Here is a 25,038-nt window from a genome sequence, read left to right as displayed (position 1 = left end):
GTTCGGGTTCAGCCGACGCAAGGTCACGCGTGGGGGCTGCGCCCGAGTTCCGGGGCAATAGAAACAAGCCAGCCGCTATCGCGGCAAGGGCCTGCAAAAAGGTTTTCCTATGCGTATTCGAGTCAGCCATGAGCAAGAAAGGAAGCATAGAACGCGGATTCGTTTTTCTAATCAACCCCAAAATGAGTGCAAAACGTCACTTTCCTTCATTAGTTCGCAATCATTAGGGTTCGTTGTCCGCCGCATTAGGGATGCTCTTTAGTTAAGTTTTGCCGATATGCCCTCTAGCCACCTAAAACAAAGGCCTACAGCGGATTGGGTAATTTCTGGCCGTGACGGCGGCTTAATCATCGTCGATCACGAGCTCCGGAACCATGAGGTAAGTTCCGAAGAGAAAAAACCACGATCCCATCATTAAAGCGAAATAATTGCCGAACCATTGCGGCAAAGTAACCGGCCCCTGCCCAAAGTATCCGACAAGGCTGGAGATCAGGAAGCCGAAGGACCCGAGCAGGCTGAAGAAATTAATCCACCAGGAGACATCCCACCACAGCCACGCCCACTTGCGGTGAGTCACCTCCAGCAGGCCCAGATAGCTCGCGGTAACAAAGAAACACGAGGCAACGGTGCTCGGGGTCCACACCAGGATATCGGCGAGCACCCAGTTCATCCCCTCGACCAGCCCCATGCCGCAGTTGATATTAAACGTGATCGCGCCGGTTAGCTGAACGGCGGCGATCCAGAAATCCAGCCGGTTCGGCGCAAAGCCAAACCAACGAATCGGCCGCGTGCGCTGGTCCGGCACCTTGCCCTCCACGTAGCGCTCCAGCTCGTGCGCCTTCAGCTGTAACGTCGCGTCGAAGTCTGCATTCAACGCTTCCAGTAAGAGCAGGTAACTACCAATCGTAAACCAGACCGACCCAATGAAGCACACGAGTGCGTAATTATAAGGCGCGAGCCCCAACGACTCCAACACACCGGGATACGCCACTGGCACCGTTCCGACCACGAAGCAAATCGAGCCAATGATGAAGATCAGCCCAATCCACCAGGACAGGCTTTGCAGACGCCAGCCCCAGAGCCGCCAGTGGAATTTCCCCGTGCGCACGCGTTGATTGACCTTCGCCGCCTGATCGTGCTCGGCGCTCCGCGTTAAGTCACTGCTGGTGTCGTGGATCGTGGCACCGCGCTTTTTACGGTGACGGCGCGAGGACCACACGTGCAGCGAACCATCGGGCAGCCGGTGGATGACGCGCGTGATGAACGGCCCGATACGGTGCGTCGCGACATGCACCCAATTCGCCGGAAAGACGACGTGGGGCGGCAGATGGACAGGAGTGGTCTGGTCAGCCATTGCGCCGCCATCCAATGAGGCCATGCCCTTAAGCGCAAGCCCTACCAGTCAAACAATGATTCAAAAAAGCCGGGCTCTTCGTTACCCTTCGCGCTAGCCTGCTTCATATCACCCACACCTTTGGTGTCCTGCTGACGGTAATCATTCACCTCGACGTCCATGCCGTTAATGCGGGCCATCACCCGGCGCTGCTCAGCACTCAACTGCGGGCCGGAGTCACCACCAGCGGTTTGCACCGGGATGCCGTCATCGGTCTTGTTTTGCCAAAATTGGTAGCGGTTGACGTCGCGCAGGGACACCTCGTCGACCATTTCCGAAAAATGCTGCGCATCGGGCGTATTCAGATCCGTGCCGCTAAACTTGTGCGACATCACGTTGTCGCGCAGGCGGTTCCAATTTTGCACATTGGCCATCTTGCGCTCGTCGGACTCCAACGAAATCTGGGCCTCGCGGCGAGGGATGTTATTGTAATTCAGCTCACTGGTGGCAAACTCCTTGCCGCCACGCCCCTGCAGGGCGTCCACGCGCTTGTCTCCAATACTGGAGTACGAGCCGTGCCATTCCTTGAAATTGATCTTATCCTTGTCCGCGCCAAACATCTCGTCTGCGCGCGGTGATTCGACGGTGCTGGTGTCAAACTTCTTGTCCGTCAGATTGTTGCTGCTGCCAAGGTCGGACAGGCGGCGCGGCGCGGCGTCCGCCACGGCGGCAAGGGCCACGGATGCAAGAAGCGCGAACAAACTGATGCGGGGAAAATTCATAGACGTATTAAAGTATCACATCAGCGCGGCGCTGAAAATGATTTTTTGAGCCGTCAGTAGTTAGACATCTTTTTCAAATCTCCCCTTCCCCTTCGCCAAACTTGACTCCCCGCCCCTGCCCCGAAATAGTCGCAGCGCATGAAGACTTACTTGGACCTGCTCCGTCACGTAATGGAAAACGGCGAAGACCGCGGCGACCGCACCGGCGTTGGCACGCGATCCGTCTTCGGCGCGCAGGCCCGGTATTCGCTCTCGCCGGATTTCCCCATGGTCACCACCAAGCGCGTGCACTGGAAGTCCGTCGTCTACGAGCTGCTCTGGTTCCTCCGAGGCGAGACCAACGTCAAGTGGCTCCAGGAGCGCGGCGTTTCCATCTGGGATGAGTGGGCCGACGAAACCGGCAGCCTTGGCCGCGTCTACGGCGCGCAGTGGACCGATTGGCAAACCGCCGACGGACGCCGCATCAACCAGCTCGACGAGCTCGTCGAAGGTCTTCGCAAAAAACCGCAGTCCCGCCGCCACATCGTCAGCGCCTGGAACCCCGCCGACCTGCCCGACGAATCACGCCCGCCGCAGGATAACGCCCGCGAAGGCAAAATGGCGCTCCCGCCCTGCCACGCCCTGTTCCAGTTTTACGTCTCCGAAGACGGCGGCCTAAGCTGCCAGCTCTACCAACGCAGCGCCGACCTCTTCCTGGGCGTCCCGTTCAACATCGCTTCCTACGCCCTGCTCACCTGCATGGTCGCGCAGATCACCGGCCTGAAGCCCAAGGAATTCATCCACACGTTCGGCGACCTCCACATCTACAAGAACCACTTCGAGCAGGTGGAAAAACAACTCGCCCGCGACCCGCGCCCCCTCCCCCAGGTAAAGCTCAACCCAGCCATCACCAAGCTCGAAGACTTCGACTTCGACGACATCGAGCTCATCGGCTACGACCCGCACAAAGGCATCAAAGCCCCGATTGCCGTCTAGGCAGCGTGCCGCTGCACCCAGAAATTTTGCTATGCCATCTCCGCTTCGCTCCGTCACATTGCGCAAATGACGCCATGAACGCTGTAAAACCGAAACGCTCAAAAGAATGAAAACCTTCGAAGAAGCGACCGAGTTTGTGCTCAAGCATAAGGTGGTCACGGTGTTTGGCAGCAAGGGGTCTCCACATCCTTCGCTGTGGGACAATACCGACCTCTCAGCCGACAAGCCCAAGGGTGGCGGATGGAGCCCGCGAGTCAGCGCCGTGTGGGATTGGAAAACGCGCATCCCGGAAACCTTTCCCGACGAGATATTCTACGGCAAACTGCCCAACGGCGACGCCGTCCTCATGGAGCGCGAATACCTGCGCACCACGCATTACCCGCAGGCATTCAAGCCCGTCAGCGAGCTTCCCCTGCTCTGCCAGCAAATCTACGAATGCGTGCGCATCGAGCCGTGGACCACCACCGCGCTGCGCAAACACGCCGTTGCCGAATTCAACACCACCAAGAGCCGCTTCGACACCGCCCTGAAGAAACTCCAAAGCAGTCTGAATATAGCCCGCTCCATGGACCCGGAATGCGACGGCGACACCTGGATACCGTTCAGCGAAGCCAACCTCGACATCGTCGAAGCCCACCCCGAGCTCCAAGCCGACTCCTAAAAAGGCCCCGCAGTCATGAACTGCCCCGCCTGCACTTGAGGGCTACGCTCTGTCGTAGCCGCAGTTGAGGAGTCAGCATTTTCTCAATTCGCTAATCCAACGATCCAGCGAAATGCAGGCAGCTACGACGGAGCGTAGCCCTCCAAGCAATCCAGCCGCCTACCCCTTTTTCCTTTAATTTTTTCCTTTTTCCTCCGCCTTTTAGGTTCGCCAAAGGCGGACCAAAAAGGCATACTTTCAGCATGAAAAGTCGGCCCACCAGAAGCCCCCAGAGCTCGCGAAGTATCGCCGACTGCGCAACCCAGCGCCGCCGACTGTAGCTCGAAGTATCGCCGACACTTCCTGGGAGCGTCGCCGACGCTTCGACCAAAACCTAGTAAGGGTTGTCTCACAACCACCTGCTAGTTCGCACCTAAACCCTGGGGAGGGTTATGGCAGAACCAAGAGGTGGGTTTGGGCAGTGTTACTAGAAGCGAGTCGAGAATATCATTTTCCTCAACAGCGATACTATCAATTTGCCCTTACAACATATGTTTGAATAATTTCAAAGACAAAATGAAAACCGCTTCCTACCAGAACTTCTTGCGTGAAGTAAAAGTCCTGAAGTCCTTCTATCATGCCACACTGGACTCATACGCCCTAACGTCCTCATTGCTCAATTTTAGAGGAAAAAACAAAGTTGAGTTCAAAAATCTTCGCAACCATGAAGACTTCGAATGGATCCAATCAGATCATTTTAGGCGAAAAAGAAAATTCGAACGAAGAACCAACAAAGTACTAACAGAGCTTATCCTCATCAGAACCATTTCAGCACTTGAGGTTTATCTTATTGATCTGATCAAAGACGTATTTTTAGTCACAAAGGCACCATTCAAGGACAAATCTGTCACTCACGAATTCTCACAAGAAGAACTCATCGCACTGAATAATCCTGCGAAGATCTTTAATAGAATCATCAGCAAAGAGACTAGAAAACTCTCTAATGGTGGTTTTTCTGAGATTATAAAATACTACAAGAAACGATTCGACATAGATATCGGATCAATAACTCCAGGTATCTCAATAATGAGAGAATACCATGATCGGCGCCATATTTTAGTTCATCGCCTAGGCAATACAGACACAAAATATCGACGAGACTATGAAACCGAAGAAAGGAAGATATCCGTCTCCCAAGAATACATTGACACTCTACTCCTAGATGTAGAGCAATTCGCAGAGAAGTTACACCATGAAATATTTAAACTGATATCTTCAGTCACGGTCTCAGATAAAAAAACTGAGCGCTCACGTTACATTGTGGATGTTTCTTTTTTAGGCGATTCAATCCCGTCATGCCTACAAGCCGACTTTCAATTTTGGTCCGATGATGAGCTTGTTGTCTTATCAGATATCTTGAAGGACTCAGATGTATTACAAGATAAAGGTATCAGGTATTATTTCTCTGGAAACCCCAGATCCATATATTTTCTAAAAAGACATCTAAGAAATGAAAAGAAAAAGGGAACAATTCGCCTTCAAAACATCTCTGATGTCTCAACCGGGAAACCCAGCGACCTTCCAGAGCAAGTCATCGACGAAATTGAAAGAAGACTTCCAGCACAACCTTGGCCGAAAGGAATTCATAAACAAATTGCAACTGCAATGGAACTCTCGAATACTAAAGTCAGCAGTGCAATCAACCTCCTAATAGCCAGAGGAGTATACAAAGACCAATTTGACGGAGAATTAAAGAGTTAATTCCAAGATGGCTCTGTTAACACGCGAAACGACACGTCTCGACCATCATCGATCATTAAACTATACCAACAACAACTGCCCCCAACCGGACCACAGAGCACCAGCTCCGCAATCCGGTGAGTCCGTTGCTTAGAGTCTGCTGATCAGCAGCTCGCGCTCGAAGATGAGCTCCTTGGGGAGGTGCTCGGAGAGCTGGAGGAAGAGCTCTTCGTGCTGGAGGAGTGACATCTTGGTGCGCTGGCGGTCGTAGGCCATGACCTTCTTGAATTGCTCTTCGCTGTATTCGAAGCCGCGCCAGTCGATGTCGTCGTAGTGGGGCATCCAGCCGAGCGGGGTTTCCTGGGCGAAGCTTTGGCCGCTGGAGCGGTCGACGACCCACTTGAGCACGCGCATGTTTTCGCCGAAGCCCGGCCAGAGGAAGTTGCCATCCTCGTCGCGGCGGAACCAATTGACGTGGAAGATGCGCGGGGTCTGGTCGAGGCCCTTCTGGAAGTTGAACCAGTGGCGGAAGTAGTCGCCCATGTGGTAGCCGCAGAACGGCAGCATCGCCATCGGGTCGCGGCGGAGTTCGCCCTGCTTGCCCTCGGCGGCGGCGGTGCGCTCGCTGCCCATCGTGGCACCCAGGTAAACGCCGTGGCTCCAGTTGAAGGACTGGAAGACGAGCGGAATATCCGTAACGCGGCGACCGCCGAAGATGATCGCCTTGATCGGCACGCCTTCGGGCTTTTCCCAATCCGGGTCGATAGCCGGGCAGTTCGCGGCGGGCGCGGTGAAGCGGCTGTTCGGGTGCGCGGCCGGGTGATCGCTTTTCGGCGTCCAGTCCTTGCCTTTCCAGTCGATCAGGTGCTTGGGCGCTTCCTTGGTCATGCCCTCCCACCAGACGTCGCCATCATCGGTCAGCGCGACATTGGTAAAGATCGTGTCGCGCGAGCAGGAGGCCATGGCGTTCGGGTTGGTGTCGGCCGAGGTGCCCGGCGCCACGCCAAAGAAGCCGGCCTCCGGGTTAATGCCATACACGCGGCCATCGGGGCCGGGCTTAAGCCAGGCAATATCGTCGCCGATCGTGGTCACCTTGTAATCGCTCATGCCTTCGGGCGGGATGAGCATCGCGAAATTCGTCTTGCCGCAGGCGCTCGGGAAGGCCGCGGTCACGTAAGTCTTTTTGCCGGACGGCTCCTCGACGCCAAGGATCAGCATGTGCTCGGCCAGCCAACCTTCGTCGCGCGCCATGGTGGACGCGATGCGGAGCGCAAAGCACTTTTTGCCGAGCAACGCATTGCCGCCGTAGCCGGAGCCGTAGGAAACAATGGTGCGCTCTTCCGGGAAATGAACGATGTGAGTGTTGTCCGGATCACACGGCCAAGCGACGTCCTTTTGGCCGGGCTGCAGCGGCATACCCACGGAGTGCAGGCACGGCACGAAAAAGCCGTCTTTGCCCAGGGCTTCCAGCGCGGCGTCACCCATGCGCGCCATGATGCGCATATTGACCACCACGTAGGGCGAGTCCGACACCTGCACGCCGATCTGCGATATCGGACCACCGATCGGGCCCATCGAAAACGGGATAACATACATCGTGCGGCCCTTCATGCAGCCGTCGAAAAGCGTCTTCATCTTGCGGCGCATCTTGCGCGGCTCTTCCCAGTTGTTGGTCGGGCCAGCGTCGTTTTTGTTAAACGAGCAAATGAAGGTGCGGGATTCGACGCGGGCCACGTCGCGCGGGTCGGAGCGGAACAGGTAGCTGTTCGGGCGTTTTTCCTCATTGAGCTTAATACAGCAGCCCTTTTCGATCATTTCGGCGAAGAGCGCATCCGCCTCCTCCTGCGATCCGCTGCACCAGTGGACGCTGTCCGGCTGGCACATGGCGATCATTTTATCGACCCACTTGAGCAGGGCCTTGTGGTTAGTCTTCGGTTCCGAGTTTGCTGATTTCGAGGGCATTATAGTGATCAGTGTGGTTGCTAAGTTCGCGACGATGCTGAAACAAGCTGCCGCGTGAAACAACCCCTTTGTTTGGAAAATGCACATTCTGGCTCTGTCACCCAAATGTTAGATGGCATTAGGCGAAGAAAATCTTGCCCGACGCTACCGACGACCCGATAGTTAAACTTTTCACATGAATCCCGAGCAACCCAACCAACCGGGCGGCCAACCCCGCCAAATCAATCTTCAACAAATGGCCCAGCAGCTGATGGGCGGATTGCAGCGTCACTACGATATGCTGTCCTTCAACCTCGCTGCACACGACTGCATTACCGAAGAGGCCTACAACACCCGCACCCACGCGACGAAGATGATGCCCGCCCCGCCGGCGCACCAGAACTTCGAGCAGATGCAGGCCTTTGCCGCCGACATCATGATGCGCAACGTGCTCGGTGACATGATCAACCTCTGCATCGCCGGCCTGAATAACTACCACATGTTCCTCGCCGCCATCAAGGCGCAGAAGGATCACGGCCAGACTCCGGAAGCGCAGCAGCAGGTGCAGCAGGCCCAGCAGGCTTTTGCCCAGGCCCAGGTCGACGCCAAGTTTAACACCCTTGAGGAAAACTACGGCATCCTCTGCGAGCTGGAAGACACCATCATCTCCATCGGCTTTGCGATCCAGGCCATGATGCAGCACCAGGGCGTCATTCAGCAGGCCCACCTCGACGACCAGGGCGAGCTCGGCTTCGACCTGAAGACTGTCGAAATCATGCAGCAGCCCGCCGAAGGCCAGCCCGGCCAGGCCCGCCTGGTTGACCAGCGCAAGGTGCTTCGCGAAGGCGAAAAAGTAAACTTCTCCAAGGACGAGCTCCAGCAGCTCGTGCTGACCGTGGGCTCCTTCCTAGACACACTGTTCAAGTCAGTCGGCCGCTACGCGCAGGAAAACGCGCCGCAGCAACCCGGCAGCTAAGGCAACAGATCGAGGACGGACTCTTCCTCAACCACCGCACGAATTAACAGACGGGATCCGGAAACGGGTCCCGTTTCGTTTACCGGGACCGCCCCGCCCTGCGCGTAGCTGGTCAGGTCGTCCCATTCGATTAAGTCCTCGCTACTTTGCAGCTTCCAGACACGCCCGGCGGGCGGCGTCCAATTAACCTGAAAAGTGCCTGGAGCCATATTAATAGCCAGCGCGAGCGGCAGGTCCGCGCGCATGGGATCGGTGCCAGCCAGGAATTCATCCCAGTTGGAAAAAGCGTCGCCGTCCGGGTTGCCATCCGGGCCATTGGCAGCGGTCGGGATGGCGTCATTGAGGCCGTGTTCGCGCTCCCAGCTGGCGGGCAGGCCATCGACATCAGTGTCGTAATCGTCATCACCGCCGAGGCCCATGCCTAGCTGATCATAAATACTGCCCGGCACGAGGCGCGCATCATCCGGCGGAATGTATTGCTCACGCTCGCCATTGGTCCAGGTCAGCAGTTCCCAGTATGCATTGCCGTCTGCGGGCGGCTCTTGCAGGGTGTGCTCCTGCAGACAGCGATAAAAGCGCGTCTGCCCATTATGAAAATGCTGCACGATGTCGCCCACCGCGTAGGTAATCGGGTCACCCTTGTTGGTGCCATTTGAGGGGAAACCGCTGTCCTCGCCAATCGTGGCCGACCAACGGTTCCAGCGCAGAAAGTCCTCCCGCGCGCCCAAGCCCAGGAAGTCGCGGAACGCAGGCGGCAGCACTGTCTTTTGCACGTTGTTACTCGCAATGATGTTGGCCGTGCCACTGGCCCAACGCAGGTAGGCGCTGCTGCGGGTGGCGTCATAAACCGTATTTTCGACGGTCACGTCCACACTCGCAGTCGGGATCAGGTGGATGCTGCCGGTGTTCCACGATGACGGGATCACCAAGTCGTAGGTGAACTCAAAGCCGCCAAAGAAGTTGTTGCGCCAGATCCACGGCGTCACGCCATCGGTGTTCGCAAACTGATAACCGCCGCTGCCACTGCGGCTCGCCCAGTGGACATTATTCTCGAAGACGAAGGGATCGCCGTTGGGCGTGATGTCGCCGCGCGGGGCATTGGACACGTTGTAAAAATTACCCGCAGCGCCCAAGAGCACGTTGCCCGAGAAGGTAACCCCGCCCTGCCGCGTGCCGACCTGCACCGTGTTATCCTGATAACGCTGAAACGGCGACATCCAGTCCAGCGCGCCCCAGAGCACATTATTGCGGATCAGACAATTGGCCCCGAGCTGGCCAAGCTGGAGCGCCTCGGTGCCGGTGCGCACGATCAGGCAATTTTCCACCGTCAAATCGTGAAACATGTGCTGCGGGTCACCCTGCGTCGAACCGAGGTAGATACCCTCCGAGCCGGTGTCGTGTATATATAGATGGTGCAGGTAAACCTCGTTCATGTCGAACGAACCGCTATCCTGCTTGAGCAGCATGCCCGCAAAACCGCCGTCGGACACCTCGATGTGGTCAATTTCCCAACCATAGGCCTGCCCGTTCACATAGACCATGCTCCCGCTCTCGTTCTCCCACTCCTTGGACACCCAGATGCCAAAGCGCTGATGCGAAAACCCGAAATCGACCGAACTCACCGCTGTGTCGCAGCCGGGGAAATCCGCATGACCGAGGCCGTTGGCGGCATCGTACTGCCCCGTCAGCCGCCAATACTGCCCATTGCGCAAGGCAAATGAGTTCGCGTAAACCTGCCCCAGAAAGTTCGTAATCGGTACGCGGTTGTCGGCATTCGTTCCGTTAACATCGGCCAGATTCAGGCTGATCGAGTCGTAAATGCCGGCCTTGATCAGGAGCTTGTTCGGAGTCGTCAGCTCAATGCCGCTATTATAATAGATATGCGGGCCGGAGGAATCCGTGGCGCTCCAGATAATGAAATCGCCCTCGTTCACCTCCGGATAAGCCGCGGCGACCTCGGCGTCAGCCACTCCATTGGCGTCCCATTTACCCGTGCGGTCGAGGATGCGCACTTCCAGTTGAATATCCGTCACGCCGCCACCGCTGTCGACCACGTCGAACTCCAGGTTGTAGCCCGCCTGCGATTCGTAATCAAAAGAGCGTGTGCCCCAGAGGTCCGTCCCGTCCAGCCGGAAGTATCGGTTGTCACCAATGGTGTTGTCGAACTGCACGGTGTAGATTTCGCCGGGCTCGCCACCGGACAGCGAGAGCGTCCCCACGAGCTCCTCCCAAGGGCCGTTCTCCTCCAACTCGTCATTGCTCAGCGTCAACTGAGGTAGGTTGGCGTATGCCGGCGGCACGAGCCCGTCATAGATAAACCCAACGATAGCGTATTCGCGCGCACGGTCGGCATAAGTCGACGACGACTTGATGATCAGGTATCGTCGCTGCGGAATCACCCCACCTAGCTCGTTAATGCGCTTGTCGCGGAACCAAATTTCCGAGCCGACATTGGGCACCCCCTGCCCGTTGTTAAAATTGAGACGATCTTCAGAAACGCCATCATCATTCGCCGCATCAATGTCGTCATCCCACCACATTTCGACGTAGCCCGGATGACTTCCGCCAGAATAGCTCCGGTAACGTGTCCACGTCTCCATTATGTGGACCTCGTCGTAGTCGGGCCCAAAATCGATGTAACCGTAGCGGTCATTGTAGCCGGGTGCGGAGTTGGCCCCACCGGTTCCACCGACCACGGCGGCCCCGCCATCCCAGGTCGGCGCACCGTCAAAGGCATTCTGTAGCGGAAAATACAAACCACCAGTCACCGCCCCAGCCCCTACCGGCGTAATGATCTGCCACTCCGTGGGCGGCGGGTTCCCTTGCAAGAGCGGAGTCGCCAGACAAACACAACCGGCGACCCAGGAGAGACGGGCGGACACAATTTTCTTCAAAGCAAGTGGCATGGCGACTGTTGCGAAATTAACTACGGGAGAATGGCCATGATCATGCATGCGGTATGTGGACGGTCAATTCGGGTCTGATTTTGCCAATAAAACAAACATACCCTTTACACACGCGCGCGACTGCGTCATGCATCAGTCTTTGACCTGAATCCCGCCGCGAACCGGCACAGGCTAAAAATACTGCAAATTCGCCCGGAAAAGTGGTTGACAGAGAGGGCTGTTAGCCTACTTTCTCCGCTTTTCCCTATTTTCGATGAAGACAACTTTAGCAAAACCAGACGCCGACAAGAAGTGGGTGCTCGTAGATGCCGAGGGCAAAGTCCTTGGCCGTATCGCTGTGGAGATTGCCAATATCCTCCGTGGCCGCAATAAGCCTACCTACACGCCGCACGTCGATGCTGGCGACTATGTCGTCGTAATCAACGCCGAGAAGGTCAAGCTGACCGGCCGTAAGGAAGAGGACAAACAATACATGTTCCACACTGGCTGGGTCGGTAATGAATACCGCCGCAATGTCGCGCACTTCCGCGCGAACAAGCCAGCTTTCTTAATTGAAAATGCCGTCAAGGGCATGCTCCCCCGCAACAAGCTGGCTCGCCACATGATGAGCAAGCTCAAGGTTTACGCCGGCTCGGAGCACCCGCACGAAGCGCAAAACCCGCAACCGCTCAGCAAGTAATTTAGTTACCTACCATGACCGAAACTCAGACAGTTTACACCGCCGTTGGCCGTCGCAAGACCTCTTCCGCCCGCGTTCGCCTGACTCCGGGCGGCTCCGGCAAGATCACGATCAACGATCGTGAATTCGAAGATTACTGCTACTCGGAAATGATGCAGCGCGGCGTTGCCCGCCCGCTCGACATCACCGAAACCAAGGCAGACTTCGACGTGTTCATCCGCGTTGAAGGCGGTGGCCCAACCGGTCAAACCGGTGCCATGGCACACGGCATTGCCCGCGCCCTGCAGAAGTTCAATCCCGAGCTTCGCCCCGTCCTCAAGAAGGCTGGTCTGATCACCCGTGATCCGCGCATGAAGGAACGTAAGAAGTCCGGTCAACCCGGCGCTCGCAAGCGTTTCCAGTTCTCCAAGCGCTAACGCAACTCCGCGAAGGTTCACTTCTACTTTCGAAACCCTTCTGTGGCCGTTGCCTAGGAGGGTTTTTGCGTTTTCACGACCGTTCGTTACGAAGATTTTTCAATCATCAATTTTCAATGGTCAGTTTTCGATTTTCATTTTTTACACATATCCAACTGATAATTGATAACTGACCATCGACCACTGACAATTTCCCACTACCACCACCACCGCTATGAAACCAGTCAATGTAGGCATCGTCGGCGCCGCCGGATACTCCGGTGAAGAGCTCGTGCGGCTCATCGCCGGGCATCCCCACGCCAACCTCACCGCTGTGACCTCCCGGTCGCTCGCGGGAAAACCGGTGGTGGAAGTCATGCCGCGGTTCCGGGGCCTGCTGCCCAATGACTTTGCATTCACGGAATCCGATCCCCAGGCCCTCGCCGCGCGGGACGATATCGACGTCTTTTTCCTGGCCCTCCCCCACGGCGTTGCCGCCGAATATGCGGAGGCCCTCGTTGCCGCAGGCAAGAAGGTGCTCGACCTGAGCGCTGACTTCCGGCTCAGCTCGACCGAGACCTACAAGGAGTTTTATGGTGCGGAACACCCTGCGCCGGAACTACTTAAAGACGCCGCCTACGTCATTCCCGAGGTGCATGGCAGCGGTTGGGAAAACGCCAAAATGATCGCCTGCCCGGGTTGCTACCCGACGAGCGTCATCACCCCGCTGGCTCCTTTACTCAAGGCCGGACTCGTTGAAAAAGACAGCATCATCGTCAACGCAATGAGCGGCGTCAGCGGCGCAGGCAAGAAGGTTTCCGAAGACTACATTTACTGCGAGCGGAACGAGTCCGCCAAGGCCTACGGCGTGCCGAAGCACCGGCATCTCTCCGAAATCGAAGAGCAGCTCAGCGCCGCCGCGGGCGAAGGCGTCGTCATTCAATTTACGCCACACCTCGTCCCAATGAAGCGGGGCATTGCCACGACCATCGTCGCCAAGGCGAAGCAAGCCGGCATTGAGGCCATCTACGCCGAGTGGGAAAAAGCCTATGGCGATCGGCCCCTCGTCTCCCTGCTGCCCAGCGGCAAGACGCCCGACACCGCCCACGTGACCGGCACGTCGCGGATCGATTTCTCCGCCGCCTACGACGCGCGGACCGGCAACGTGGTCATCACGAGCGCCGAGGACAATCTCCTCAAAGGTGCCAGTGGCCAGGCCGTGCAACTCATGAATCTCTGGCTTGGTTTCCCCGAAACCGCCGGCCTTTTCTAAATCCGACCATGAGCGACGCCATCCAAATTACCAACCCCTCCCCTGGCCTCGGCGACACGCCCGGCTTCAGCACTGCGGGCATCGCCTGCGACGTACGCAACAACGGCAAGGAGCGGCTCGACCTAGCACTGGTTTATTCCAAAACGCCGTGCACTGCCGCGGGTGTTTTCACTACGAATGACGTCAAGGCGGCACCCGTCGTCCTCGACATGGAGATTTTAAAGAGCGGCGCTCCGATCCACGGTTTCGTCGCCAACAGCGGCAACGCCAACGCCTGCACCGGCGCGCAAGGCATGGCCGACGCCAAGGAAATGGTCACCCTCGCCGAGCAAGCGTCCGGCGCGCCAGCGGGCTCATTCTTCGTTTGCTCGACGGGACGGATTGGTCGGCAGATGCCCATGACCAACCTGCGGAAAGGCATTGCTGAAGCGGGTTCCGCGCTGGAAGACTCTGCGGCGCAAAGTGAAAAGGCTGCCTACGCGATCCTCACGTCCGACACCAAGCCGAAGACCGTCACCACGCGGTTTGACTGGCAGGGACAGACCATCACCGTGTCCGGCATGGGCAAGGGGGCGGGCATGATCGAGCCCAACATGGCCACGATGCTTGCCTTTGTCACGACCGACGCTGCCGTCGCCAAGCCACTGCTTCAGCAGGTGCTCTCGACTGCCAATAAAACGTCTTTCAACCAGATCACCGTCGATGGCGACATGAGCACCAATGACACGGTGCTGCTTTTTGCCAACGGCGTGAGCGGCATCGAAGTCACCGAAGACCAGCCCGAACTGCTCGAGCTTTTCCAGGAGGCCGTGAGCATTGTCTGCCGGAAACTGGCGGAGAAAATCGTCGGCGACGGCGAGCGGGTCACCAAGTTTGTCCGGCTTTACATTAAGGGTGCCCCGTCCGATCAAGCCGCCGAGAAGGTGGCGCGGGCGATTGGCAACTCGTTGCTGGTCAAGACTTCCTGGTTTGGCAGCGACCCCAACTGGGGCCGACTAATGGACGCCGCGGGCTACGCCCGGGTCGGCCTCGTCGAAGCCAAGGTCGACCTATTTTACAACGACGTCCCCGCCCTGCTCCAGGGCACGCCGCAAGATGACAATCTCGCAACGTGGAAGGACATCGTCGCCAAAAAAGAATTTTCCATCACCCTAAATTTAAATGTCGGCGAAGGGGCCTACGAATTGCTTTCGACGGACCTCTCGACCGGCTACGTTGACTTTAACAAATCCGAATAACTGAACCTCATGGCTGCCCAACCTGCAACACCCACCATCGACGAAATCGACATCACCACCAAGGCCCAGGTCTTGTTGGAAGCGCTCCCCTATATTCAGCGCTTCCGCGGCTCGATCTTCGTCGTGAAATACGGCGGCAGCTTCATGGATGACCCCGATCCGGACACCCGCATGCGGGTCGCCACGGACATCGTGTTCCTCGCCGCTGTCGGGATCAAGGTGGTCGTCGTCCATGGTGGCGGCAAGGCCATCACCCGCGGCATGGAAGAAGCCGGCCTCGAACCGATCTTCAAGAACGGCCTGCGCGTAACCGATGCCGAGGCGGTGAAAATCGTCGACAAGGTGCTCAACGGCCAGGTCAACCTCGACATTTGCGAGCTCATTCAGCAAAAGAACGGACGCCCGCTGGGCATCCCCGGCAACTCCGTTTTCAACTGCGAAAAGATGCTCTCCCAGGACGCCGATGGCAACGATATCGACCTCGGCTTCGTGGGCTCCATTAAGTTCGTGAAGGCCAAGCTCATCAAGAAGGCCCTGACCGACGGCTACACGCCGATTATTTCGCCCGTTGCTGTTGACGACAGCGACCAGCCCCACAACACCAATGCCGACGTGGCCGCCGCCGCCGTCGCCGGAGCCCTGCGCGCCCGACGATTGGTTTACATGTCCGACGTGCCCGGCCTGCTCAGCGATCCCAACGACCCAAGTTCGCTCATCTCCACGCTCCACGTGGACGAAGTCGCCGGCCTCAAGACCAACGGCACCATTGGCAAGGGCATGATCCCCAAGGTCGACAGCGCAGTCAACGCGCTCCACAACGGCGTCCATCGCGTCCACTTCGTCGATGGCCGGCAACCACACAGCATTCTTTTGGAAATCTTCACGGATCGGGGCATCGGCACCGAAATCGTGAATCGTTAATCTCACCCCGATGACCACAGCAACTTCACTTTACGAACAATACGTTCTTGGTAATTACGGCCCGCCCAGCACCACCTTTGTGCGGGGTGAAGGCGTCTATGTGTATGACGATTCCAACCGCCGCCTGCTCGACTTTGGCTCCGGTATCGCCGTGACCAACATCGGCCATTGCCACCCGCATTGGGTAGACGCCGTGCAAAAGCAGACCGCCCAGCTCGCGCACATCAGCAACCTGTATGCGCACGAATCACAGGGCCTCCTCGCCGAGCGCCTCGTGAAAAAAGCCGGCCCGGGCAAAGCCTTTTTCTGCAATAGCGGTGCCGAAGCCAACGAGGCCCTGCTCAAGCTCGCGCGCCTCCATGGCCGGAAGCTGTCCGACGGCCAGGAAGCTTTGCGTTACAAAGTAATCACCGCTGAGAACGCCTTTCACGGCCGGACCTTTGGCGGCATGGCAGCGACTCCTCAGGAGAAAATTCAAGGCGGCTTCCGTCCGATGCTCGACGGCTTTGCCCACGGCAAGCTCAACGACTTGAACAGCTTTGCAGACAAGATCGATGATCAGACCGCGGCCATCATGGTCGAGTCCATCCAGGGCGAAGGCGGCATCCAACCGTGCACACCGGAGTTCCTCCAGGGCCTGCGTAAACTGTGCGACGACAACAATCTGCTCCTGCTGATTGACGAAGTCCAATGCGGCATCGCGCGGACGGGCACGTTCTTTGCCTTTGAAGAAGCGGGTATCCAACCGGACGCCATCGGCATGGCCAAGGGCCTTGGCGGCGGCTTCCCCATGGGTGCAGTCTGGATTGCCGAGGCGCATGCCGGGCTGTTTACGCCGGGCTCGCACGGCACGACCTTTGGCGGCGGCCCCCTAGCCTGCACGGCGGCACTGGCCACGCTCGACGTCATCGAAGACGAAGACCTGCTCAGCAATGTTAAGAAAAATTCCGAGCCTTGGATTGCCCGGCTGCAGACGCTGATCCGGTCTTACCCGAACCTCGTGGACGAAGTCCGGGGCCGGGGTTACATGGTCGGTCTCGCACTGAAAACCGATCCGCGGCCCATTGTCGTGAAGCTGCGGGAAGCGGGCCTTGTGGCCATCCCCGCCGGCGGCAATGTGCTACGTTTATTACCTCCCCTGATCGCGTCCGAGGAAGACCTCCAGGCCGCGACCGATATCCTGTTCAAAGTATTCTCCGAGCTGTAAAACGATGAAGCATTTCCTGAAAGTCACCGACCTCACCAACGATGAAATTAACGAGGTCTTTAAGCTGGCTGCCCAATACAAGCGCGAGCGCGCCGCCACCCCCAAGACCCTCGCTGGGCAAAGCTGGGGCATGCTCTTTTATAAGAATAGCACGCGGACGCGTGTGTCGTTCGAGGTCGGTTTGCATGAACTCGGCGCGCACCCGCTGATCCTCAGCGCGAGCAATACGCAGATCTCGCGCGGCGAATCCGTGGCCGACACCGCCAAGGTGCTTTCGCGCTACCTGCACGGCATGGTGATCCGGTGCTACGAGCACGAGCTGCTCGAGCAATTTGCCGAGCACGGCACGATGCCGATCATCAACGCCCTCTCCGACTATTCGCACCCGTGCCAGATCCTTACGGACATCTTTACCGCGGCGGAAAAATACGCTGACGGCGACAACTACCTGGCCAGCGTCCAAGGCCGCAAGATCGCCTTCCTCGGCGACACCAATTGCAACATGGCCAACTCCTGGCTTCTCGCTGGCGCACACCTGGGCATCGACATCGCACTGGGCGGACCGCAAGAACTCGCGCCAGGGCAAGCCGTCATCGACGACCTTGCATCACAAGGCAAGCCGCTCACGGACCAGTTCACCACGGACCCGCTCAAGGCAGCGAAAGATGCTGACGTGGTTTACACCGACGTGTGGGTCAGCATGGGGGCCGAAGAGGAAAAGGAATCACGCCTGAAGCTCCTCCAACCCTATCAAGTCAATGCCGATGTAATGGCCGCCGCCAAGCCGGACGCGCTCTTCATGCACTGCCTCCCCGCACACCTGGGCGAGGAAGTCAGCGAAGACGTTTACAACAGCCCGGCCTCCATTGTTTTTGACGAAGCCGAAAACCGCCTCCACGTGCAAAAAGCGATTCTGACCGTGCTGACGGCTTAGCTGGGCAAGGCTGGCGATCAGAAAAACTCTAAACAGATCTTTTATTAGAAGCGTCTATCTACACTTAGACGGTAAAAGCTGGGGATTTTTCCTACGTCACTACCAAGCAACATACGTTTCATATTACCCTCGTCGAAAATGTCTCCTGCATTAACTTCCATCCAATCCCCATCAAGCTCGCTAGAATACTCAAGCACATAATTGAGCTCGGGCCTAAGAGCTCGATATTTCAGATGAAGAGGAGTATCGGCATCGGAAATAATAGCAATGCCCGTGGCTGATAGATTGAATGCCTCATTGGTTGCATACTGAATCAGCAAATCATCTCCAACTTCGTCAGGAATGAGACCACCAGATTTTAGCCAAAGATGGTAGTTCGGTAGCAATACCAGTTTCCCATCACTCATTCCAACAACTAGACCTCGATCCTGAAGATCTGCCGAGACTTTATATTCAGCGTTAACATCCCCCCCGGAAATCACGGTCTCTGAAGCAGGATATGCAGAACCTGCCGCTAGCTCAAATAACGCGGGCCATTGGGCTGGAATTCCACCGCTCGGAATGGGACCGCCGACAACCTGCCCCTGATCATTTATCTCCAACTCATATTTAAAGCCCGGATAGGTACCTTCCAATGAATCGGAAAGCTCGGCTAGGATTAGGCGAAACTGTTGATCTAATTCAGGATATGTACCGATCAAATTAATGGTTTCCGCCTCATCGTAAGCCAGGTCATAGAGCTGCTCACGATCAAAGTAATGCGGATGGTTTATCCACGCTCCCCCCCATGAGGAAAGGGTCGGTGCAAATGCAGTTTGAGCACCAAAGTGAGTATAAAAAGCAATATCTGGCTTAGTTGGGTCATGGGGCAATGCGGCGTGCGGATCAATCACACCATCTGCATTCTGCTCTAGAATATCATAAGTAATCGCAAAATGTATGTATTTATACCTATCAGCAGACACTAGAGCGCGCGTGACGCCCATTTCCATAAAAACCCATGATCTCGCGGGTGTTACGCCATCAAGGCTATTGCGAAACGAGATACCATCAATGATAGGCCAATCCGCAGTATCAACTTCTGCAAGATCATAGATGGTCGCGGATATATCGACAGCCGATAAGAGTGCACCAGAAGTCGCTCCAGCAGGGATTCCCGGCCCTCTGATTATAAGAGGCACGTGCATACCTTCTTCGTAGATATCGCCTTTCCCATCCTGCGGTAAAGCCCCGCCATTATCCGTAAGAAAGATGAAATAGGTATTATCTAACTTTCCCAATTCATCCAAGTGATCATATACTGCGCGGACTGCGTCATCCATCCAATACAGGGGAAGATGAGCATCCGAGAGGCCAAGCTGTTCATAACTCTCTTTGATTTCAGTTCGTGGAGTCATGCTAGCGGCAATGTAATTTACAGCTGAATCACTCAACAATCCACCATCGGTATTACTCGGATCGCCAGATAGATGGTTCACCAAACCAAATGGACTGTGGACCAAGGTTGAATTGATCGCCAGAAAGAAAGGTTCATCCCCGGGTTCATTCAAAAAATCAAGCGCCGCACTCGTAACCCATTCCATATTATGTGGGCTCCCGCTAATGACATTCCCCCGATAAAGAGCAGCGGCAAAGTCATAACCATGCGCTTTGATTGCATCTTGTAGCACTACCTGATCGTGAGCTAAATCCGCTTGTAATAGAGGATCTCTGCGGTCAGCCGTTGAAGTCAATCGATATGAACCATTGCGAGCGTAGCCATCCGATTTTCCAACGAAACCAGTGCGATAGCCAGCGGCCTGAAGCACGGCCCCCACTGAAGGTGAACCTTTCTGAATCAAACTTGCGAACGCCAATCGACGCTGATTGTAGCGATGGATAGTGTTACTGCCAAAAATGCCGCGATTAGGATAATTCCCGGAATAGATACTATATCGACTGCTTGAACAGACAGAGGCATTCAAATAAAAGTTCTCAAAATATACGCCCTCAGCCCTTAATCTGTCTATCGCTGGCGTTGCCACGATTTCTGGATTCAAAAAACCATATTCATACTCCAACTGGTCATCACTTAGGAATATGACAAAATTCGGTCGAGCATCAGCCAAAAGGCTACCCGCAGCGAAGAACAGCAAAAGAAAAGCGCATATCATTTTGCGAACATACCATTGCTGAAAATAAAACAACCCCAACCCTATATTCATATACTTGATTACTATGTATGACTAATCTGGAATATAAAAGAAAATAGTGCACATATTAGGCGCAAAGCTTCATGCACAATCATTTACTTAATACAGATCCAAGTTTTGAGTACAAGCTTATAGGTAAACTCTGAGAGACTCATTATGCACACCTATCGGCCCATGATCGCTCTTCCGCTTCGTCAAACCCCTTGGGGTTTCTCGTCCCTTTGGCGGACGTGCGGTTACTTAACCGCGTGAGATGCACCGCATCTCGTTTTTAAAAGCTTTGCTTTTATGGCAGGCCCACAGGGACTCGAACCCCAACTAAAGGTACCAAAAACCTCTGTGCTACCATTACACCATGGGCCTAACGTAAGCGCTGTAAACTACATCTGAGCAGAGGCTCGTCAAGCATGGATCGAAAGATTTTTAAAATATTAATCGCACCCCGGCAAAGACGATTACCGCCCAGACCAACCACTCAAATTGCCTTTGCGGAATATACTTCACGATCCTTGGAGCCACCAAGCAGGCCAGTGCCGCGACCACGCCCAGCGTCAGACTAATCGGGATCGAGGTGACATTCACCGTGCCCAGTTGCGCCTGAAAGGGCATCTTGAACAGGTTGATCATGAAAAACAGCCAGGCAGAGGTCCCGATAAAGGCAAACTTCGGCAGCCGCACCGCCATCAGGTAAAACGCCGCCACCGGGCCCGCGGCATTGGCGAGCATTGTGGCCAAGCCACCGCCCACGCCCGTGCTCCAGATGAACCACTTGGCGTGTGGCACCTTGTCCTCACCGGCCTGTTGTTTGCGCAGCATCCACTTGCGGCCAAAGTGCAGCGCGGTCATCATCAGTAGCAGGCACCCCATGACGACGCGAAACTCCTGCGCCGGAATCTGGTGAAACAGCAGCCATCCGGCCAACACACCAATTGCCATCGGTGGGAATAGCCGCCAAACGTGCCCCCAGTCCGCATTACGGCGGTAGATGATGATCGCCACCGTGTCACCGCAGACCAACACCGGCAGCAGGTAGCCCACCGATTCCTTGGCCCCAAAGACCTCCGCAAAAATCCAAATACTGACGTTGCCCGCGCCCGGAAGCCCGCCCTTAGACAGACCTATTAAGGCCGCTCCCAAGGCTGCAAACAACCAATCCTGCCAGCCGATGCCGAGAAACTCCACTAGGCCTCCCCCTTTGCTTCGTCGAAAGCGCCGCCTTCGACGTGAATGATTTTCCATTGCCGCGCATCGCCGACGGGCGGCTCGGTGCCGGTGGCGATGACCTGCAAATCTGGCCCCACCGCGCGCCAAAAGCCTGCGCGCCTTACGGGGTCCAGTTCGCCTAACACGTCGTCCGCCAGCACCACCGGAGCCAAGCCCGTCCGTGACTGAAAGTAACGCAGCTGCGCCAACCGAAGTGCTACCACAAGACCGCGCTGCTGCCCGTCGGACGCAAAATCCCGCGCCGAACGGCCTTTCAGCTTAAAAGCCAGATCATCACGGTGCGGCCCCTTTTGTGTGGAGCCCATGGCCTCGTCGCGGCGCTGCTGCTGCTCCAGTGTTTTCAAAAAATCCTCCGTGGTCGCTGCCTGGCAATCGACCTTGTATTGCAGGGCTGGTGACTCATCTACCCCGCAAAGCTCCGAGTAACACTCGACCAGCGACGCCGACAACTGCTTCACCCCTTGGCTTCTCGCCGCAATCAACTTGACCGCTTCTTCGGCCAGCAAGCGCTCAAACGGACGCCGCGAAGCGGTCGGCGCCTCGTCTTTGAGCAATTTATTGCGATCGCGCAGCGCCCGCGTGTAGCGCGAGAGCGCCTTGAAATAATCTGGGTCAGTCGCGGCCAGGGTGAGGTCGAGCGCGCGGCGACGCAGGCCCGGCGAACCGCGCAGTAGCTGAATATCCTCCGCCGAAAAAACGACCGTGGGAAATTGCCCGATAAAGTCCGCCAGCCGGGTAATTTTCTCGCCGTCGACTTCGATCTGCTTGGCACCGCTGGCGAGCGTCAGCGTGATCTCCGTTTCGCCACGGTGCTCGTGCCGGACTTTAAAAAAGACGCGCCCCTGCGGTTGGTTTTGCCGAATGAGTGGCCGCGTCTCCGTGGTGCGAAACGACCGCGCCGCCGTCACCAGGCCTGCGGCCTCCAGCAAGTTGCTTTTACCCTGCCCATTGGCCCCGAGCAGGAATACGCTGTCCGCCTCCAGCCCGACAGCGGCCAGAGGAATGTTGCGGAAATTCTCAGCGTGCAGGCGCAGCAAATTCATTCAGCAACCAACCTGTTGATGGTGCCCGGTAAAGCAAACAGTATGTTAGTGATATCTAAGCGAGAATAGAGATGAAGCATGGACATGCTCCAGATTACACTTATAGTCTAATACACATACCTCCGATGAAGACACTTTATATAATCGAAGATAACGACATGTTGAAGACCTTGCTGGAGAGATTTATCACCAGCGAAATGCCCGACATGGAACTGCTGGGCATCTCTGCCGATGGCTCTGAAGCGATGCAAAAATGCCTGGAGCTCAAGCCCGACCTGGTCGTTGCCGATGTAGGCATCCCGGAAGTAAACGGTCTGGAAATCCTTCACCTGCTGAAGATGAAGATTCCCGAGACCAAGATCATTATCTACACGGGACGGGTAACTCCTGAGACGATTCGCCTCGCCAACCACGGCCATGCCGATGGCTTCGTCAGCAAGGCTTCCGGTATTGGCGAACTCGCCAAAGCCATCCAGGCAATCGCCGACGGCGAGACCTTCTATTTCAGCGAAGACGTCCTGAATAAGATTCAGGAATAGGCAAGGGCCAGGCAAACGCCTTCCTCGCGGTTAGTCAGTGGAGTTACTATACTTCGCGCGGTTGACCATTTGGCGGCTGAAATCGAATACCTCGGTCTTCATGGGCTGGCTGGGCGAGGTCAAATTGCTGTCGTTTTTGCCGGGCTTCACGACGATCAGGCCTTGATTATAGTCCCACTGCATCCCCGTCTTGGCGCAAATGATGTCCAGCGCGGTGCCTACCTTGATATTGCGTAGTGAGATGGTGAGATTGGGAGCATTTTCCTTGGGCGGCATATAGATAAACTCAACGCCAGTCACGACGGGGCCGGGGTCTTCCTCAAGCGACTGCTTGGAAATGTAATTGAGCACCTCGCCCAATGGCGCGTTTTCAAACTTTAGCTGCGGAATGCGGATGCTTTGCAGCTTCTGGCTGGTTACGGTGTTGGGGTTTACGTCACTTTGGGCAAGGGAGACCGTGGCCAACCCGTTCATCAACAGACCGCACAATGCGGCCAAAAGCATCATCTTTTTTATCATGGCGCAACAAGTTATGGGTTATGCTTAGTCATATAACTTCCCGCCGCGATCTCCACCCCCGATAGCTCAATGATCGTAATGATCTTCATTACCCGTGGTATTTTTCTGAGGGAGGAGACGGCATGAGGCTTGACGCGTTTGGCAAAATTGTCATCGGGTGACACCATGGAAACCACGGAGCAACGGAACTTGCGCTTGGGCATACTCGAGGGCTTGCTGGCGACGCCTTGGATTTTACTGTGCCTGCCGGCCGGCTTTATCATTTCCGCCCTACTAACGCTTTATTACGAAATCTCGCCCGTCGTCTATGGCGTGATCGCGTCCCTGCCCGCCTGGAGTAATGCGCTCCAGATCGTGCTGACCCCGATCGTGGGCAAATTCCTGACTTCGCGCGACCTCGCCCTGGCGCCCGGATGGATGAATCTCGGTCTGTGGGCCGTAATGGCCGCTGTGCTCGGTTACCTGCCACCCGATGACCCCAAGGCCGCCGGTCAGCTGTTTCTGATTTTCTTCGGGCTGGCTTCGCTGACGCAGTCGCTGATCGGCGTTGGCTGGACGGCCTGGGTGCAGCAGTGGACGCCCAGTAAGGTGCGCGGCAGCTATTTTGCCAATCGCAACCGCCTGATCAGCATTGTCACCATTTGCTTCCTGCTTGTGTCGATGGGCATGCTCAACTGGTATTCCGACTCGATCTGGGCCTATCAGTCACTGATCATCGTGGCGATACTTTGCCGGTTTTTCTCGCTGCTTTACCAACATATAATCGTCACGCCACCCGAATCGGAGGGCATGCTCAAGACCGATGGCTGGCTGAAAGACCTGAAGAACCTCCGCCATCACAAGAAGTTCATCCTGCTGGTGATTTTCGGCAGCTGGTGCGGTTTCTGGATGAGCCTAACAGGGCCCTTCATCCCGCGTTTTGTCTATGAGCACCTGAGCATTGCGCCGTGGCAGTTTGCCCTGATCAACATCCTGGCGACGCTTTCCGGGGCCCTCACACTGCCCTTGTGGGGCAAGGTGATTGACCGCCACGGGTGCATCCCGGTGATGATCCTTTCCATGATCATCTGGCAGGTGCAAAATTACCTCTGGTGCATTCTCACACCGAGTATCTCCTGGCTGCTTTACTTCATGTGGATCTGTGGCGGCATCGTGGGCAACGCCTACTTACTGGGACTGTTCAATCTGCTGTTTAAAGTCATGCCGGAGACGGGGCGCACGGCTGCGATCAGTGCCAATATGGCCGTGACATCCGTTGCCTCCGCGATCGCCCCAATGATCGCCGGACAGCTCATCGAGATCAGCGACGACATGGGCTGGTCGACATTGACCGTTTACCGCATTGGCTTCGCCGTCGGGCCGACTGCACTGCTGCTTGGCCTGTTCATCCTGCGCCGCATCAAAGAGCCGGAAACTTACGCCGAGGGCTCGCTCATGGGTACGATGCGGACCGTCCGCCAGATGCTGCAGATACAGGGTCTCAATTTCCTGGCTAACGCCAACTTCGTCTCGCCGATTATTAAGCGGAAGAAATAGGGCCCAGGCACTGCCCGGGAAGTAGGTCCCCAAATTTTCAGTGAA

General features: G+C 56.3%; 21 protein-coding genes and 1 tRNA gene. 13 read left to right on the top strand and 9 right to left on the bottom strand.

Annotated elements, in window-relative coordinates:
* Positions 1-343: 343 nt before the first annotated feature.
* Together O3S85_RS01400 and O3S85_RS01395 are read right to left on the bottom strand one after the other, a co-directional pair.
* On the bottom strand, positions 344-1,378 hold the full coding sequence (locus tag O3S85_RS01400) for a hypothetical protein (RefSeq protein WP_269537252.1): 1,035 nt from the start codon (positions 1,376-1,378) through the stop codon (positions 344-346).
* Between the two features lie 17 nt (positions 1,379-1,395).
* The gene (locus tag O3S85_RS01395; RefSeq protein ID WP_269537251.1) at positions 1,396-2,115 is read right to left on the bottom strand and encodes a hypothetical protein; all 720 of its coding nucleotides are present in this window, start codon (positions 2,113-2,115) and stop codon (positions 1,396-1,398) included.
* A 138-nt stretch (positions 2,116-2,253) separates the two neighbouring features.
* Between O3S85_RS01395 and O3S85_RS01390 the strand changes: the two genes are divergently transcribed.
* The 3 genes from O3S85_RS01390 (at position 2,254) to O3S85_RS01380 (ending at position 5,491) form a co-directional block, all read left to right on the top strand.
* A complete protein-coding gene (locus O3S85_RS01390) occupies positions 2,254-3,090 on the top strand; it encodes a thymidylate synthase (protein ID WP_269537250.1) in 837 nt (278 codons plus the stop codon).
* A gap of 106 nt (positions 3,091-3,196) precedes the next feature.
* Complete coding sequence (locus O3S85_RS01385) at positions 3,197-3,751, top strand: AlkZ-related protein (RefSeq protein ID WP_269537247.1); 555 nt, start codon at positions 3,197-3,199, stop codon at positions 3,749-3,751.
* 555 nt (positions 3,752-4,306) lie between these two features.
* On the top strand, positions 4,307-5,491 hold the full coding sequence (locus tag O3S85_RS01380) for a hypothetical protein (protein ID WP_269537244.1): 1,185 nt from the start codon (positions 4,307-4,309) through the stop codon (positions 5,489-5,491).
* A gap of 129 nt (positions 5,492-5,620) precedes the next feature.
* Here the strand turns inward: O3S85_RS01380 and O3S85_RS01375 are convergent, their stop codons facing one another.
* Entirely contained in the window at positions 5,621-7,432 is a 1,812-nt protein-coding gene (locus tag O3S85_RS01375; protein WP_269537242.1) for a phosphoenolpyruvate carboxykinase (GTP), read from the bottom strand.
* Between the two features lie 175 nt (positions 7,433-7,607).
* On the opposite strand from O3S85_RS01375, the gene O3S85_RS01370 reads away from it, so the two are divergent.
* Positions 7,608-8,387 carry a hypothetical protein gene (locus tag O3S85_RS01370; protein WP_269537241.1) on the top strand — a complete coding sequence of 260 codons (780 nt, stop codon included), beginning with the start codon at positions 7,608-7,610 and terminating at the stop codon, positions 8,385-8,387.
* Here O3S85_RS01370 and O3S85_RS01365 read toward each other — a convergent pair.
* The gene (locus tag O3S85_RS01365) at positions 8,384-11,293 is read right to left on the bottom strand and encodes a hypothetical protein (RefSeq protein WP_269537239.1); all 2,910 of its coding nucleotides are present in this window, start codon (positions 11,291-11,293) and stop codon (positions 8,384-8,386) included. The two genes, O3S85_RS01370 and O3S85_RS01365, sit on opposite strands and share 4 nt — an antisense overlap.
* A 253-nt stretch (positions 11,294-11,546) precedes the next feature.
* Here O3S85_RS01365 and rplM point away from each other — a divergent pair, with 253 nt between their 5' ends.
* From rplM to argF, 7 genes are all read left to right on the top strand, one after another.
* Entirely contained in the window at positions 11,547-11,972 is a 426-nt protein-coding gene (gene rplM, locus O3S85_RS01360) for a 50S ribosomal protein L13 (RefSeq protein ID WP_269537237.1), read from the top strand.
* A 14-nt stretch (positions 11,973-11,986) separates the two neighbouring features.
* On the top strand, positions 11,987-12,388 hold the full coding sequence (rpsI, locus tag O3S85_RS01355; RefSeq protein WP_269537234.1) for a 30S ribosomal protein S9: 402 nt from the start codon (positions 11,987-11,989) through the stop codon (positions 12,386-12,388).
* Positions 12,389-12,602: 214 nt separating this feature from the next.
* Positions 12,603-13,640 (top strand): N-acetyl-gamma-glutamyl-phosphate reductase, encoded by a 1,038-nt coding sequence (argC, locus tag O3S85_RS01350; protein WP_269537232.1) that lies wholly within the window; start codon positions 12,603-12,605, stop codon positions 13,638-13,640.
* Positions 13,641-13,648: 8 nt separating this feature from the next.
* Positions 13,649-14,878: a bifunctional glutamate N-acetyltransferase/amino-acid acetyltransferase ArgJ gene (argJ, locus tag O3S85_RS01345; protein ID WP_269537231.1), complete on the top strand. Its 1,230-nt coding sequence runs from the start codon at positions 13,649-13,651 to the stop codon at positions 14,876-14,878.
* A gap of 9 nt (positions 14,879-14,887) precedes the next feature.
* Positions 14,888-15,799: an acetylglutamate kinase gene (gene argB / locus O3S85_RS01340; protein WP_269537229.1), complete on the top strand. Its 912-nt coding sequence runs from the start codon at positions 14,888-14,890 to the stop codon at positions 15,797-15,799.
* Between the two features lie 10 nt (positions 15,800-15,809).
* Positions 15,810-17,006, top strand: coding sequence for an aspartate aminotransferase family protein (locus O3S85_RS01335; protein WP_269537228.1), 1,197 nt, complete (start codon positions 15,810-15,812; stop codon positions 17,004-17,006).
* Between the two features lie 4 nt (positions 17,007-17,010).
* Positions 17,011-17,940: an ornithine carbamoyltransferase gene (gene argF, locus O3S85_RS01330; protein ID WP_269537227.1), complete on the top strand. Its 930-nt coding sequence runs from the start codon at positions 17,011-17,013 to the stop codon at positions 17,938-17,940.
* Positions 17,941-17,984: 44 nt separating this feature from the next.
* On the opposite strand, the gene O3S85_RS01325 is transcribed toward argF, so the two are convergent.
* The 4 genes from O3S85_RS01325 to recF form a co-directional block, all read right to left on the bottom strand.
* On the bottom strand, positions 17,985-20,144 hold the full coding sequence (locus O3S85_RS01325; RefSeq protein ID WP_269537226.1) for a sulfatase family protein: 2,160 nt from the start codon (positions 20,142-20,144) through the stop codon (positions 17,985-17,987).
* Between the two features lie 277 nt (positions 20,145-20,421).
* Positions 20,422-20,495: transfer RNA gene (locus O3S85_RS01320), tRNA-Gln, on the bottom strand.
* Between the two features lie 60 nt (positions 20,496-20,555).
* Complete coding sequence (locus tag O3S85_RS01315; protein ID WP_269537225.1) at positions 20,556-21,314, bottom strand: sulfite exporter TauE/SafE family protein; 759 nt, start codon at positions 21,312-21,314, stop codon at positions 20,556-20,558.
* A complete protein-coding gene (recF, locus tag O3S85_RS01310) occupies positions 21,314-22,399 on the bottom strand; it encodes a DNA replication/repair protein RecF (RefSeq protein WP_269537224.1) in 1,086 nt (361 codons plus the stop codon). Before recF ends, O3S85_RS01315 begins: the two co-directional genes overlap by 1 nt.
* 125 nt (positions 22,400-22,524) lie before the next feature.
* Here recF and O3S85_RS01305 point away from each other — a divergent pair, with 125 nt between their 5' ends.
* A complete protein-coding gene (locus tag O3S85_RS01305; RefSeq protein ID WP_269537223.1) occupies positions 22,525-22,938 on the top strand; it encodes a response regulator in 414 nt (137 codons plus the stop codon).
* A gap of 30 nt (positions 22,939-22,968) precedes the next feature.
* Here O3S85_RS01305 and O3S85_RS01300 read toward each other — a convergent pair whose 3' ends face one another.
* Entirely contained in the window at positions 22,969-23,457 is a 489-nt protein-coding gene (locus O3S85_RS01300) for a hypothetical protein (protein ID WP_269537222.1), read from the bottom strand.
* 165 nt (positions 23,458-23,622) lie between these two features.
* On the opposite strand from O3S85_RS01300, the gene O3S85_RS01295 reads away from it, so the two are divergent.
* The gene (locus tag O3S85_RS01295) at positions 23,623-24,993 is read left to right on the top strand and encodes an MFS transporter (protein WP_269537221.1); all 1,371 of its coding nucleotides are present in this window, start codon (positions 23,623-23,625) and stop codon (positions 24,991-24,993) included.
* Positions 24,994-25,038: the final 45 nt, after the last annotated feature.

It is taken from the genome of Cerasicoccus sp. TK19100 (assembly GCF_027257155.1).
Lineage (GTDB): Bacteria > Verrucomicrobiota > Verrucomicrobiia > Opitutales > Cerasicoccaceae > Cerasicoccus > Cerasicoccus fimbriatus.
The sequence above is the reverse complement of the archived record's forward strand: the minus strand, read 5'-3'. Positions and strand labels throughout refer to the sequence as shown.

What these genes read in the sequence shown, in the direction of transcription:
- recF (WP_269537224.1), bottom strand. Translation starts at nt 22,399, where the DNA reads ATGAATTTGCTGCGCCTGCACGCTGAGAATTTCCGCAACATTCCTCTG.
- O3S85_RS01305 (WP_269537223.1), top strand. Translation starts at nt 22,525, where the DNA reads ATGAAGACACTTTATATAATCGAAGATAACGACATGTTGAAGACCTTG.
- O3S85_RS01370 (WP_269537241.1), top strand. Translation starts at nt 7,608, where the DNA reads ATGAATCCCGAGCAACCCAACCAACCGGGCGGCCAACCCCGCCAAATC.
- argC (WP_269537232.1), top strand. Translation starts at nt 12,603, where the DNA reads ATGAAACCAGTCAATGTAGGCATCGTCGGCGCCGCCGGATACTCCGGT.
- O3S85_RS01390 (WP_269537250.1), top strand. Translation starts at nt 2,254, where the DNA reads ATGAAGACTTACTTGGACCTGCTCCGTCACGTAATGGAAAACGGCGAA.
- O3S85_RS01295 (WP_269537221.1), top strand. Translation starts at nt 23,623, where the DNA reads ATGGAAACCACGGAGCAACGGAACTTGCGCTTGGGCATACTCGAGGGC.
- O3S85_RS01325 (WP_269537226.1), bottom strand. Translation starts at nt 20,144, where the DNA reads ATGAATATAGGGTTGGGGTTGTTTTATTTTCAGCAATGGTATGTTCGC.
- O3S85_RS01365 (WP_269537239.1), bottom strand. Translation starts at nt 11,293, where the DNA reads ATGCCACTTGCTTTGAAGAAAATTGTGTCCGCCCGTCTCTCCTGGGTC.
- O3S85_RS01300 (WP_269537222.1), bottom strand. Translation starts at nt 23,457, where the DNA reads ATGATAAAAAAGATGATGCTTTTGGCCGCATTGTGCGGTCTGTTGATG.
- O3S85_RS01335 (WP_269537228.1), top strand. Translation starts at nt 15,810, where the DNA reads ATGACCACAGCAACTTCACTTTACGAACAATACGTTCTTGGTAATTAC.
- rplM (WP_269537237.1), top strand. Translation starts at nt 11,547, where the DNA reads ATGAAGACAACTTTAGCAAAACCAGACGCCGACAAGAAGTGGGTGCTC.
- argJ (WP_269537231.1), top strand. Translation starts at nt 13,649, where the DNA reads ATGAGCGACGCCATCCAAATTACCAACCCCTCCCCTGGCCTCGGCGAC.
- O3S85_RS01385 (WP_269537247.1), top strand. Translation starts at nt 3,197, where the DNA reads ATGAAAACCTTCGAAGAAGCGACCGAGTTTGTGCTCAAGCATAAGGTG.
- argB (WP_269537229.1), top strand. Translation starts at nt 14,888, where the DNA reads ATGGCTGCCCAACCTGCAACACCCACCATCGACGAAATCGACATCACC.
- argF (WP_269537227.1), top strand. Translation starts at nt 17,011, where the DNA reads ATGAAGCATTTCCTGAAAGTCACCGACCTCACCAACGATGAAATTAAC.
- O3S85_RS01375 (WP_269537242.1), bottom strand. Translation starts at nt 7,432, where the DNA reads ATGCCCTCGAAATCAGCAAACTCGGAACCGAAGACTAACCACAAGGCC.
- O3S85_RS01395 (WP_269537251.1), bottom strand. Translation starts at nt 2,115, where the DNA reads ATGAATTTTCCCCGCATCAGTTTGTTCGCGCTTCTTGCATCCGTGGCC.
- O3S85_RS01380 (WP_269537244.1), top strand. Translation starts at nt 4,307, where the DNA reads ATGAAAACCGCTTCCTACCAGAACTTCTTGCGTGAAGTAAAAGTCCTG.
- O3S85_RS01400 (WP_269537252.1), bottom strand. Translation starts at nt 1,378, where the DNA reads ATGGCCTCATTGGATGGCGGCGCAATGGCTGACCAGACCACTCCTGTC.
- rpsI (WP_269537234.1), top strand. Translation starts at nt 11,987, where the DNA reads ATGACCGAAACTCAGACAGTTTACACCGCCGTTGGCCGTCGCAAGACC.